This is a genomic window from Citrobacter sp. Cpa228, from assembly GCF_030333085.1.
In the GTDB taxonomy this organism is placed as follows: Bacteria; Pseudomonadota; Gammaproteobacteria; order Enterobacterales; family Enterobacteriaceae; genus Citrobacter; species Citrobacter pasteurii.
The window spans coordinates 20,986-33,887 of sequence record NZ_JAOWGQ010000057.1; the positions used below are offsets into that span (position 1 = coordinate 20,986).

General features: G+C 52.8%; 10 protein-coding genes and 1 tRNA gene. 4 read left to right on the forward strand and 7 right to left on the reverse strand.

Annotated features, from left to right (window positions below; translation table 11 throughout):
• Window positions 1-38: 38 nt before the first annotated feature.
• Genes frdD through frdA form a run of 4 tightly spaced genes read right to left on the reverse strand, consistent with a single transcriptional unit; the run spans window position 39 to window position 3,329 of the window.
• A complete protein-coding gene (gene frdD / locus OGX91_RS23650; protein ID WP_003025535.1) occupies window positions 39-395 on the reverse strand; it encodes a fumarate reductase subunit FrdD in 357 nt (118 codons plus the stop codon).
• 10 nt (window positions 396-405) lie between these two features.
• Window positions 406-801 (reverse strand): fumarate reductase subunit FrdC, encoded by a 396-nt coding sequence (gene frdC, locus OGX91_RS23655; RefSeq protein ID WP_003025537.1) that lies wholly within the window; start codon window positions 799-801, stop codon window positions 406-408.
• Window positions 802-811: 10 nt separating this feature from the next.
• Window positions 812-1,546: a fumarate reductase iron-sulfur protein gene (gene frdB, locus OGX91_RS23660; RefSeq protein ID WP_008785993.1), complete on the reverse strand. Its 735-nt coding sequence runs from the start codon at window positions 1,544-1,546 to the stop codon at window positions 812-814.
• A complete protein-coding gene (gene frdA, locus OGX91_RS23665; protein ID WP_005122152.1) occupies window positions 1,539-3,329 on the reverse strand; it encodes a fumarate reductase (quinol) flavoprotein subunit in 1,791 nt (596 codons plus the stop codon). The genes frdB and frdA overlap by 8 nt, the downstream gene beginning before the upstream one ends.
• Window positions 3,330-3,653: 324 nt before the next feature.
• Between frdA and epmA the strand changes: the two genes are divergently transcribed.
• Both epmA and yjeM read left to right on the forward strand, forming a co-directional pair.
• Window positions 3,654-4,631: an elongation factor P--(R)-beta-lysine ligase gene (gene epmA / locus OGX91_RS23670; RefSeq protein ID WP_040232947.1), complete on the forward strand. Its 978-nt coding sequence runs from the start codon at window positions 3,654-3,656 to the stop codon at window positions 4,629-4,631.
• 214 nt (window positions 4,632-4,845) lie between these two features.
• Window positions 4,846-6,348 carry a glutamate/gamma-aminobutyrate family transporter YjeM gene (gene yjeM / locus OGX91_RS23675; protein WP_040232949.1) on the forward strand — a complete coding sequence of 501 codons (1,503 nt, stop codon included), beginning with the start codon at window positions 4,846-4,848 and terminating at the stop codon, window positions 6,346-6,348.
• A 136-nt stretch (window positions 6,349-6,484) separates the two neighbouring features.
• Here the strand turns inward: yjeM and mscM are convergent, their stop codons facing one another.
• From mscM to rsgA, 3 genes are all read right to left on the reverse strand, one after another.
• Window positions 6,485-9,799: a miniconductance mechanosensitive channel MscM gene (gene mscM, locus OGX91_RS23680; RefSeq protein WP_040232951.1), complete on the reverse strand. Its 3,315-nt coding sequence runs from the start codon at window positions 9,797-9,799 to the stop codon at window positions 6,485-6,487.
• A gap of 17 nt (window positions 9,800-9,816) precedes the next feature.
• Window positions 9,817-10,785, reverse strand: a complete 969-nt coding sequence (gene asd / locus OGX91_RS23685; protein ID WP_005122156.1) for an archaetidylserine decarboxylase — start codon at window positions 10,783-10,785, stop codon at window positions 9,817-9,819.
• Window positions 10,786-10,878: 93 nt separating this feature from the next.
• On the reverse strand, window positions 10,879-11,931 hold the full coding sequence (gene rsgA, locus OGX91_RS23690; protein ID WP_005122157.1) for a small ribosomal subunit biogenesis GTPase RsgA: 1,053 nt from the start codon (window positions 11,929-11,931) through the stop codon (window positions 10,879-10,881).
• A gap of 105 nt (window positions 11,932-12,036) precedes the next feature.
• On the opposite strand from rsgA, the gene orn reads away from it, so the two are divergent.
• Window positions 12,037-12,582, forward strand: coding sequence for an oligoribonuclease (gene orn / locus OGX91_RS23695; RefSeq protein WP_040232952.1), 546 nt, complete (start codon window positions 12,037-12,039; stop codon window positions 12,580-12,582).
• A 241-nt stretch (window positions 12,583-12,823) separates the two neighbouring features.
• Window positions 12,824-12,899 (forward strand) — tRNA-Gly (locus OGX91_RS23700).
• Window positions 12,900-12,902: the final 3 nt, after the last annotated feature.

Sequence of the window (12,902 nt, forward strand, 5' to 3'; positions counted from 1 at the left end):
GGCCCGCCAGTGGCGGGCCCAATAGGTAACAGCTGCGATTAGATAGTCAGAATGCCAATCGCTGTTACAACGGTCAGGATAGCAGCCAGGCCGTAGAATACCCATTTGCCAGCAGGCACGTGGATTTTCAGGTCATGCATCGCGTGGTGCATACGGTGTAAACCACACCACAGCGGCAGAACGATCATCAGGAACAGAAACGCACGTCCGATGAAGCTCTGAGCGAATGCCAGTACGCGTTCATAGCTGAAAGCATCAGGAACAAAGCCCAGCGGCAGCATAATGCCTACCAGCAGGATCATTACCGGCGCAATGATTGCGCTCCACATACCGCCTGCACCAAACAGGCCCCAGAATACGGGTTCGTCAGAGCGTTTTGGATTTGGATTAATCATTCCGGACTCCTTACCAGAACAGGGCAACAAACAGTATGACTACTGTAGCAACCACAGTGACTGCCCAGAGACCTTTGATGATCGGCTCTGGCCCCATTTTTTCGTCTTTTACGATGATGTTGGCGGCTTTCGGCGCCAGCTCAAACCAGGTTTTGGTATGCAGCAGCGCTGCTGCCAGGGCGATAATGTTAAGGATTACCACCACCGGGTTTTGCAAAAAGGCGACAAAGCCCATCCAGGACTCTGCACCATGCTTGAGTGCAAACAGGCCGATAATCAGTTCAATGCTGAACCAGACTGCCGGGACTGCCGTGCCTTCACGCAGCATGTAAAAACGATAAAATGGCAGCTTTTTCCACCAGGTGGACGTCATTGGCCGCACATAGGCTTTACGTTTAGTCGTCATCGTGCACTCCTTAGCGTGGTTTCAGGGTAGCGATAAGAAAGTCTTTTGAACTTTCAACTTTACCCTGCTGAATGGCCGCAGCCGGATCGACGTGTTTCGGGCAGACTTCGGAGCAGTAGCCCACGAAAGTACAGGTCCAGACGCCGTTCGGGCTGTTCAATTGAGCCATACGCTCCTTCTTACCGTGGTCGCGGCTATCTTCGTTGTAACGATGCGCCAGCGTAATCGCAGCCGGTCCAATGAACTCAGGGTTCAGGCCGAACTGCGGGCACGCGGCGTAGCACAGACCACAGTTGATGCAACCGGAGAACTGATGATACTTCGCCATTTGCGCCGGAGTCTGGGTGTTTGGACCCTGATCCGGTGTACGCGGGTTACCGATGATGTACGGTTTGATCGCTTCCAGGCTTTCGATAAAGTGCGTCATGTCGACGATCAGATCGCGCTCAATCGGGAAGTTGCCCAGCGCTTCAACTTTCATACCGTTGGTGTAATCACGCAGGAAGGTTTTGCACGCCAGTTTTGGCACGTTGTTGACCATCATGCCGCAGGAGCCGCAGATCGCCATACGGCAGGACCAGCGGTAGCTCAGATCCGGTGCCAGGTTATCCTTGATGTAGCCCAGCGCATCCAGCAGTGACGTGGTTTCATCATAAGGAACTTCGTAGAAAGCACTGTGCGGCGCGGTATCGGTTTCCGGGTTATAGCGCACCACCTCAACTTTCAGGTTTTTCATCTCAGCCATTCGCCTTCTCCTTCTTATCGGCTGCTTCCGCTTCGCCACCGTAAACACGTTTAGCCGGTGGCAGAGTGGTGATTTTCACGTCGCTGTATTCCAGGCGAGTCGTGCCGTCAGCATCGCGGAAGGCGAGGGTGTGTTTGAGGAAGTTCACGTCGTCACGCTCGGTGCAGCCTTCATCCAGACGCTGGTGCGCGCCGCGGGATTCTTTACGTGCCAGAGCGGAGTGCGCCATACATTCAGCAACGTTCAGACCGTGACCCAGTTCGATGGTGTACAGCAGGTCGGTGTTGAAGACGCTGGAAGTATCAGTGATACGTACGCGCTTGAAGCGCTCCTGCAGTTCCGCCAGCTTATCAACGGTTTTCTGCATCAGTTCCGGCGTACGGTAGATACCGCAACCTTCTTCCATGGAAATGCCCATTTCGTCACGGATCTTAGACCAGTTTTCGTTACCTTGCTGGTTAACCAGGTCTTTCAGACGTTTTTCAACGCCAGCAACCTGTGCATCCAGAGCGGCACTGTTTGCAGCGCCAGCCGTTGCAGCGCGTTCCGCAGCTTGTTCACCGGCCATACGACCGAAGACCACCAGTTCCGCCAGGGAGTTAGAACCCAGACGGTTAGCGCCATGCAGACCAACAGAGGAACATTCGCCGACAGCGAACAGACCTTTAATGCGGGTTTCACAGTGCTGATCGGTTTCGATACCGCCCATGGTGTAGTGCGCGGTCGGACGTACCGGGATCGGTTCTTTAACCGGATCGACACCCACGTAGGCTTTCGCCAGTTCGCAGATGAACGGTAGACGTTCGAGCAGTTTTTTCTCGCCGAGGTGACGCAGGTCGAGGTGAACCACATCGCCACGCGGAGTGGAAATGGTGTTGCCTTTGCGCCATTCGTGCCAGAAAGCCTGAGAAACTTTGTCGCGCGGACCGAGTTCCATATATTTGTTTTTCGGCTCGCCCAGCGGAGTTTCTGGGCCCATGCCGTAGTCTTGCAGATAACGATAGCCGTTTTTGTTGACCAGAATACCGCCTTCACCGCGGCAGCCTTCAGTCATCAGGATACCGGAACCAGGCAGACCAGTTGGGTGATACTGAACGAATTCCATATCACGCAGCGGAACGCCGTGGCTCAGCGCCATGCCCATACCGTCGCCGGTTACGATGCCGCCGTTGGTGTTGTAACGGTAAACACGACCCGCGCCGCCCGTTGCCATCACGACTGCGTTTGCACGGATTTGGACCAGGGTGCCTTCCATCATGTTCATGGCGACCAGGCCGCGAGCATGACCGTCGTCCACCAGGATATCCAGAACGAAATGTTCATCAAAGCGCTGAATTTGCGGGAACTGCAATGAAGTTTGGAACAGCGTATGCAGCATGTGGAAGCCGGTTTTATCCGCGGCAAACCAGGTACGCTCGATTTTCATGCCGCCGAAGCGACGTACGTTGACGCTACCGTCTTCACGGCGGCTCCATGGGCAGCCCCATTGTTCCAGTTGCGTCATTTCAGTTGGGCAGTGGTGGACAAAGTAATCCACGACATCCTGCTCACACAGCCAGTCTCCGCCTGCTACCGTATCGTGAAAATGGTAGTCAAAGCTGTCATGATCCTGCGCGACAGCAGCAGAGCCGCCTTCGGCAGCAACGGTATGGCTGCGCATTGGGTACACTTTTGAGATCAGTGCGATTTTAGCGTTGGGATTTGCTTGTGCGGCAGCAATTGCAGCACGTAATCCCGCGCCACCGGCGCCTATAATGGCAAGATCGGCTTGAAAGGTTTGCACGACATTCCTCCAGATTGTTGTTATTTCATCCCCGTCCGAATTCAGATGCTTAATCGGCTTCAAACAGGTTATGAACGCGTTTCCACTGCTCCTTTATAGGTACAATAGTATAGTCTTAGGGATGTGAGGGAAATTTGACGTGTTCGATTTTTTTAGCGTATCAGAGGGCTGAATTATCATTGAATTTGATTAATTTAATTACTAAACCACCCATTGTTACTTTTTTTACCCGCCAGCCAGTGTTTATTATTCCCGCGTGAAATTTGTCTCGCTAGCGCGATACGAGTAGACTTCGTGCCCTTGTCTGAAATCGGAGAAACAACCATGAGCGAAACGGCAACCTGGCAGCCGAGCGCGTCCATCCCCAATCTGTTAAAACGTGCAGCAATTATAGCGGAGATTCGTCGCTTTTTTGCCGATCGTGGAGTGCTTGAGGTTGAGACACCTTGCATGAGTCAGGCGACGGTAACGGACATCCACCTGTTCCCGTTCGAAACGCGTTTCGTTGGCCCTGGTCATTCCCAGGGGATGAACCTCTATTTAATGACCAGCCCGGAATACCATATGAAGCGCCTGCTGGTCGCAGGATGTGGCCCGGTGTATCAGCTATGTCGCAGCTTCCGTAATGAAGAGATGGGGCGTCATCATAATCCTGAGTTCACCATGCTTGAGTGGTATCGCCCACACTACGACATGTATCGCCTGATGAATGAAGTGGATGATTTGCTGCAGCAAGTGCTGGACTGTTCACCTGCCGAAAGCCTTTCTTACCAGCAAGCTTTCCAGCGTCATCTGGAGATTGACCCGCTGTCTGCGGATAAAACCCAACTGCGGGAAGTGGCGGCGAAGCTGGATCTCAGCAATATCGCCGATACCGAAGAAGACCGGGATACCTTGCTGCAACTGCTGTTTACAATGGGCGTTGAGCCGCATATTGGCAAAGACAAACCAACGTTTGTGTACCATTTCCCGGCCAGTCAGGCGTCACTGGCACAAATCAGTACCGAAGATCATCGGGTCGCTGAGCGATTTGAGGTTTATTACAAAGGTATTGAGCTGGCGAATGGTTTCCATGAGTTGACCGACGCGCGCGAGCAGCAGCAACGGTTCGAGCAGGATAACCGCAAACGTGCTGCACGTGGTTTGCCGCAGCAGGCTATCGACACCAACCTGCTTGAAGCGTTAAAGGTAGGGATGCCGGATTGTTCTGGCGTGGCGCTGGGCGTTGACCGTCTGGTGATGCTGGCGCTGGGCGCAGAGAGCCTGGCTGAGGTTATCGCATTTACTGTCGATCGCGCGTAACCCACTCTTCTTCAATGCAAAGTGGCGGTAAAATCGCCACTTTGTAGCATATTTTTTCATTTTCCCTCTAATGGCCACAATTTAATCCTGGGTATTTGATATCGTTCAGGTATCAATTCTGTGTTGATTTTTCTATCGCTGAACTCTGTAAAGAGAGCAGTGCCAATCGGTGAGCGGCGTTGGTTAAACGCTTGCCAGAGTAAGGGATGGTTTAATGACCCAAACAATAAAAAAGATGAGCCTGATTGGTCTCATCCTCATGATATTTACGTCAGTTTTTGGATTTGCCAATAGTCCTTCGGCTTTCTATTTAATGGGATACAGTGCTATTCCATGGTATGTATTTTCTGCATTGTTATTCTTTATTCCATTCGCGTTAATGATGGCAGAAATGGGGTCCGCCTATCGGAAAGAAGAGGGCGGAATCTATTCGTGGATGAATAATAGCGTTGGACCTCGCTATGCCTTTATCGGCACCTTTATGTGGTTCTCTTCCTATGTTATCTGGATGGTCAGTACTGCCGCGAAAGTCTGGGTACCTTTTTCAACCTTCCTGTTTGGCGCTGATATGACGCAGCACTGGCGTATCGTGGGGCTTGAGCCTACGCAGGTCGTCGGACTGCTCGCCGTTGGCTGGATGATTCTGGTGACCTGCGTGGCCTCCCGAGGTATTAATAAGATTGCCCGTATTACGGCAGTAGGCGGAATTGCCGTAATGTGTCTTAATTTAGTTCTGTTGTTAGTGAGTGTCGCTATTTTGTTATTAACTGGTGGCCACTTTGCTCAGGATATTAATTTTATCTCCTCGCCTAATCCGGGGTATCAGTCTGGTCTGGCCATGCTGTCATTTGTGGTATTTGCCATTTTTGCTTATGGTGGAATTGAAGCCGTTGGTGGACTGGTCGATAAAACGGAAAAACCCGAAAAGAACTTTGCAAAAGGCATTGTCTTTGCCGCTATCGTCATTTCAGTTGGTTATTCGCTGGCTATATTTTTGTGGGGTGTTAGCACCAACTGGCAGCAGGTATTAAGTAATGGCTCGGTTAACCTTGGTAATATTACTTATATCCTGATGAAAAGCCTTGGGATGACATTGGGTAATGCGCTGCACCTTTCCCCTGAAACGGCGATGACAATTGGGGTATGGTTCGCGCGAATTACCGGACTTTCTATGTTCCTCGCCTATACCGGCGCTTTCTTCACGCTCAGCTACTCGCCGTTGAAAGCGATTATTCAGGGTACGCCGAAGGCATTGTGGCCCGCGCCGATGACCAAACTGAATGCGGTGGGGATGCCGACGACCGCAATGTGGTTGCAGTGTCTGCTGGTAAGCCTGTTTATCCTGCTGGTTTCGTTTGGCGGCGATACGGCGTCAGCGTTCTATAACAAACTGACCCTGATGGCGAACGTTTCGATGACGCTGCCGTATCTGTTCCTTGCGTTGGCGTTTCCGTTCTTTAAAGCCCGCACGGGTCTGGAAAGATCATTTGTGGTCTTTAAAACCCGAGCGGCGACGCTACTGGCAACAGGTGTGGTGGTGCTGGTGGTGACGTTTGCCAACGTATTCACCATCATCCAGCCGGTGATTGAAGCCGGGGACTGGAACAGCGCATTGTGGATGACCGGTGGCCCGATCTTCTTCTCGCTGCTGGCGATGACGATTTATCAGAACTACAGCCGCCGCGTTAACCGTCAGCCGGTTCTGGTGACAGAGTAAATTGGGCCGTTGTAGGCCGGATAAGGCAATGCCGCCATCCGGCAATCAGCATCGAATTGCCTGATGGCGCTACGCTTATCAGGCCTACAAGACCCACACCGTAGCTTGGCGTCACTGCGTTCGAGCTACTCAGGTATTACAAACTTCCCGCCGGGCGACTGCCTCTTCCTGCAGAACTTAATGTTCTCCCTGTTTGCTTACCGCCGAGGCTCTCCAGACGCATCTGGAACGGTGGGAATGGCATATCAATACCATGCTCGCGGAAGCCTGCCAGAATCAGCTGGTGGATTTCATGGCGCAGCGGCATGCGATGCCCCATTTCAGCGGCATAAATACGCAGTTCGAAGATTTGAATCCCCTGCTGCAGGTCAACCAGGAAGACTTCCGGGGCAGGTGTGTCGATCACCAGTGAACAGCGGTGTGCGGCAGTAAGCAGGATCTGCGTCACCTCCTCGCTGTTCGCCTCCGACGGCGCCGGGATGGTTAACACCACGCGGGTGACCGAATCGGACAACGACCAGTTGATAAACTGCTCGGTGATAAAGGCTTTGTTGGGCACAATGATCTCTTTGCGGTCCCAGTCGCTGATGGTCGTGGCGCGGGTATTAATTTTCGTCACGCTACCGGTGAGATCGCGAATGGTCACCGTGTCGCCAATACGGATTGGTTTTTCAAACAGGATGATCAGACCGGAAATAAAGTTGGCGAAGATCTCCTGCAAGCCAAAACCCAGCCCCACACCGAGAGCGGCTACCAGCCACTGCAATTTCGACCATTCGATACCGATCATCGAGAAGCCAACCAGACCGCCAATCAGCATTAGCAGGTACTTGGTGATGGTGGTGATGGCGTAACCGGTGCCGGGGGTTAAATCCAGGTGCTGCAGCAACGCCAGTTCCAGCAATGCGGGCAGGTTTCGCACCAACTGCGTGGTGATGATAAACACCAGAATCGCAATTAACACTGCACCCAGTGTAATGGGCTCTAAACTTTCCACGCCCTGCACCGTGGAGGTGACATCCCACAGTGAGATATTTTCCAGAAAGCCGAAAGCGGAATGAATTTCTGACCACAGCACGATAACCGAAAGCAGGGCGATGAGCATCAGGATAGAACGCACCAGGCGCAGCGATTGTGCGCTGATCGCATCCAAATCTACTTCGCTTTCATCAACATCAATTGTGCCTTCAAGGCTGGTGGAATGCGGCGGTTCTTCTTCACCTCGCGCGCGCTGCGCCAGCATTTCGGCGCGTCGATGCTTGGCACGATCGAAGGCCAGACGGCGCCGTTGGATTAGCATCCAACGGCGGATGACGTGATAGACCACCAGTAACAAGAACCAAATTGCTACCGAAGTCTCCAGGCGCGCCAACAGGGCTTGTGATGTTGCCAGGTAGCCCACAGCTGCCGCGAGAATAGCAATCAGCGGTGCACCCATCAGCATATTCCACAGCATGCTGTTGACCATGTTGTCGCCATTGCCTTCTTTGTCGAGATACAGCGGTATGCCGGCGCGTTTCAGGCTCAGGGTCACGATCGCCAGCGCTCCGCAAATCAGGATAAAGCACAGGCGCCCCAATGAGGCGGAGAATTCCCGGTCATTGAGGTTATCAAACATAATCACCGCCATGATCAGCGGGACAATCAGCCCGATACTCATCAGGTAATAGTGCATGGCCTTCGCGACACGGTTACGCGGCCAGCCAAAGTGGGCAATGAACAGACCGTTGGGACGCGCAAAGGTGGCGCAAATCATTACCGCCCATAGCATAGGCACCGTGGCGGTAACGCCATCGCCGATAGCAACAGCCAGCGGGTAAGGCCAGGCTTCCTGCAACCCGTAACCGAGCGTTGCCCACAGCACCGGCAGCGGTGAGGCGACGAGTATCGACCAGAATACCGTGCGTATCGTCAGCCAGAAGTGATCCTGGGTTACTTTACCAACACGCGCTGACGAGCGTTCCAGAAAGCGGGTAAAGTGTTTACGTGAAGAAAGGCTAAACCCAACCAGCACCAGTGCACCGAACAGTGGTAGCAGCGTTTCCTTGCTGGTCAGCATCATGATAGTGGCTTTGCCAAGCTGATTAAATGTATCGAGTGAGATCAGACGGCGCAGGTCCTGAACAATGTCGACGGGCCAGGAGAGCGAGATGGGGCTGACGTCTGATGTCCAGAACAGATAACGGTGCGTCGCCTCGTTGACCTCCTTCAGGGCGTCTTCCAGTTGGCTATTGGAGACTTTTAGCTTAGTGAGCTCGAGGATCAGCGTATCGCCACCCTGTAGCAGAGAGTTCAGTAGTTCACGCTGAGTGCGTAACTGGGCGTTGAGAATGCTGCTCTGCTCAGCGGTTAGCGGTTGTCCGTCGGCCTGGTGAATTTGACGTAATTGCGGCTGCTTGTTGAGGAGGTCTTCATAGCGCATACGGTGTACGCGCAGCTGCGCCATTTCGGTATCTAACTGCTGGGGTTTGGGCATTTCTGGCAGGCGAGAAACTTGTGCACGCAGTGCTTCCCCCAGCATATTCGAGACGCCAAGCCATTGTGACTGTTCCCGCAGCGTATTCAGCGCCTGACGTACCTGCAACGTTTGGCTGGTGGCCTGACGCTGCTGGGAGGCGACCAGATCCATACGTTGCGCCTGCTGATTGAGCGCCTGAGACAGCTCACGGTTAACTTTAAACTGGTCAATGATGCCTTCCGGCAATCCTGCGCTGTTTTCTGCCAACAGTTCCGTGCTCTCCAGCGCACGTTCGGCTTCACGCTGGCGCTGGCTGTTGAGTTGGTTGCGTAATGCTTGCAGATAAGCGTCGAGTTGTTGGCTCTGCTTTTCTGCCAGTTCGGAGCGCATTCGCGCCAGTTCCTGGCGGTTATTGGCGGAAAGCTGCGCCAGTTCCAGTTCATCGACCTGGGCTTTAAGCCTGGCGGATTCCGCCTGCATCGCCTGATTGAGCGCTGAGTTACTGTTAGCTGTACCCAGGCGTCGCTCAATATCATTTAACTGGCGGCGGGCATCGGTTTGTTGCTGAGGAAGCTGGCTTAACGAGTCGGCGATTTCCCGGGCGCGATCCTGCTCCTGTTGAGCCTGGCGGCTTTTATCCAGTAACTGACTGCTGACCTGAAGGATCTCCTGGTTTAATGCATCCGTCGTGAGACCTGTTGGTACGCTACGCGGTTCGTCGCGCAGGTTATTTAGCTGTGCGCGTAACGTGGCGGACAGCTTGGGGAAGTTATCGATAACCTGCTGATATTGTTCAGCACGCTCAAGGGAGCCTTTCCGCTCCTCAAGGGCATTCAGCGCGGACTGGAGCGCCTCAACGGTTTCTGGCTGAGCGGGTTTCGCCGCTTTTGCCTGCTCCAGTTCCTGGGTGAGTTGTTTGGCATCGGGGGCCGTCGCAGCGTACGCCCCCAGGCTGAGGCACCAGGCCATCAGAAAAGTGATAATCAGGCGCACTGCAGCGATCCCTATGGTTAACTTTCGTCTTTTTTGTCGTCAACCAGCGGGCTGACGTCGTGTTCTGCTTCGATTTCTTCTTTCGGCAATGGCGCGGGTTCTGCCTCTGGCGTCACAAAGGTCTCGGTAGAGATGGCCATTGGCTGGCCAATTTTGGTTACCGACAGATCCTGCAACTGTGCAACCAGGTTAACTTTGCCTGGCGCGAACAGGTTGATGACGGTGGAACCGAGTTTAAAGCGGCCCATTTCCTGACCTTTCAGCAGCGCCACAGAGCCTTCGCTTTCGCCTTCCGGCCATGTCCAGCGTTTGATCACGCCTTCACGCGGTGGGGTAATGGTGCCAGCCCATACGGTTTCAATGCTGCCGACGATGGTCGCGCCGACCAGAATCTGCACCATCGGGCCAAATTCGGTATCAAACAGGCAAATAACACGTTCGTTGCGGGCAAACAGGTTCGGCACATTCTGAGCGGTCAGGATGTTCACAGAGAAGAGATCGCCTGGCACGTACATCATTTCACGCAGGATACCGTTACACGGCATATGTACACGGTGGTAATCGCGTGGAGACAAGTAAGTGGTTACAAACGTCCCGTTACGGAATTTATCCGCCATCTGGTAGTTGCCTGCCAGCAGCGCTTCAAGGGTGTAGCTATGCCCTTTAGCCTGCAGCAGTTTGTCTTCTTCGATACTGCCTAACTGGTTAATCACGCCGTCAGCGGGCATGACCAGTATGTTTGGATCGGTATTGATCGGGCGTGCATCTTCGCGCAGTGGGCGAACAAAGAAGTCGTTAAAGGTACGATAGCTGGCGGTGTCCGGCTTTTGCGCCTCTTTCATATCGACCTTGTAATATTTCACGAACAGATCGATAACCAGTTTAGTCAGCCATCCTGCTCGTTTGCTTGCACCCCAACCCGCCAGGCGAGTGAGCCATAGTTTCGGCAGAATGTATTGTAGCGAAAGCTTAAATGAGTTTAACAAGGTAGCCTCCAGGCCATAATTTGTTCCCGATCCGACATATGAGCCGGATCCTGAAAAAAAGGGGGACGATTCTAGCGATGCTTAGCTTAGTTGTCAGTTGTCTGTATCAGAAAAGTTTTTACGCGTTTTTACCTGCGCCATGCTTTCCAGGATGCGGTGATAATTTTCAAACCGAATCTCAGCAATTTTCCCTTCCTCGACAGCTTCACGAATTGCACAGCCCGGATCTGCATCATGTTTACAGTCGCGGTACTTGCAATGACCTAAATAGTCATGAAATTCGACAAAGCCATCAGTGATTTGTTCCGGCTCCAGGTGCCACAGCCCAAACTCACGTACACCAGGGGAGTCGATGACATCGCCGCCGTGAGGGAAGTGGTACAGGCGAGACGCTGTGGTGGTGTGCTGCCCAAGACCAGAGTTGTCGGAGACATCATTGGTCAGGATCTCTTCCTGCAGGCCGAGAAGGTTATTGAGCAGGCTGGATTTTCCTACGCCTGACTGACCGGCAAAAATGCTGATGCGATCGGTCAACGCTGCTTCAAGCGGTTTCAGACCGTCTTTGGTGCGGCTGGAGACCATCAACACGCGATAACCAATGTTGCGATAGATGTCCATCTGTTCGTTAACAAAGGCCATACCTTCGTCATCCAGCAGATCGATCTTATTCAGTACGATAATCGGTTCAACGTGCAAGGTTTCGCAAGCTACCAGATAGCGGTCGATAATATTCAGTGACAGCTCAGGTAAGATGGCTGAGACAATTACGATTTGATCAATGTTGGCCGCAATGGGTTTCACCCCGTCGTAAAAGTCCGGGCGAGTGAGTACTGAGGTACGCTCATGTACCGCCTCAACGATCCCTTTGACATTCACGCCTTCAGCCGCCGCTTTACCCGGACGCCAGACTACACGATCGCCGGTAACCAGCGAACGAATGGTACGGCGGATGTTGCAACGGTGAATTTCCCCGTCAGCAGATTCTACGTCGGCATGCATGCCAAAACGGCTGATAACGATGCCTTCAGCAGTCTCGCCGAACAGGTTGTCGTCGTAGTCGGGCTTCTCCGCGGACGTTTTAAGACGACGCTGGTGATTGGCGTTCACGCGGCGCTGTTGGCCTTTGGAGAGTTTATTCTTACTCAATCGGACTGGCTCCTGGTCGCCCATAATGGGCAAAACATTTATGATACACGCAATTTTAGATGAATATAGTCACACTGAATGTGACGCTGAAGGGTGGAAAATAGCATGAGTGCCAATGAAAACAACCTGATTTGGATCGATCTGGAGATGACAGGTCTGGATCCCGAGCGCGATCGCATTATTGAGATCGCTACGCTAGTGACTGATGCCAACCTGAATATCCTGGCTGAAGGACCGACAATTGCGGTGCATCAGTCTGATGAGCAACTGGCGTTAATGGATGACTGGAACGTACGTACGCATACCGGAAGTGGGCTGGTGGAACGCGTAAAAGCGAGCACCATGGGCGATCGTGAAGCCGAACTGGCGACGCTGGCCTTTTTAAAAGAGTGGGTTCCGGAAGGAAAATCACCAATCTGCGGCAACAGCATCGGTCAGGATCGTCGTTTCCTGTTTAAATATATGCCGGAGCTGGAGGCGTATTTCCATTATCGCTATCTGGACGTCAGCACGCTTAAAGAGTTGGCCCGTCGCTGGAAACCAGAGATCCTTGATGGCTTCAAGAAACAAGGAACGCACCAGGCGATGGACGATATTCGTGAATCGGTTGCCGAGCTTGCTTACTATCGCGAACATTTCATTAAGCTTTGATTTTGTGGATTGCCGGGTGGCGGCTACGCCTTACCCGGCCTACGAATATCGTTCCTGTGAGCTTGCACTGAGGCAGAATTGTCGCTAAATTAGACGACTTGCCGATAAATTCAGCACTTAAACAGAAAAACGAAAAAATCGCTTTTCGGGGGGTTGCAGCTAAACGGATTTCTCGTATAATGCGCCTCCCGTAACGACAGAGAATTACGCGTTACGGCAGCAACAAAAGCAGTACAGATTTGCGGGAATAGCTCAGTTGGTAGAGCACGACCTTGCCAAGGTCGGGGTCGCGAGTTCGAGTCTCGTTTCCCGCTCCAAAA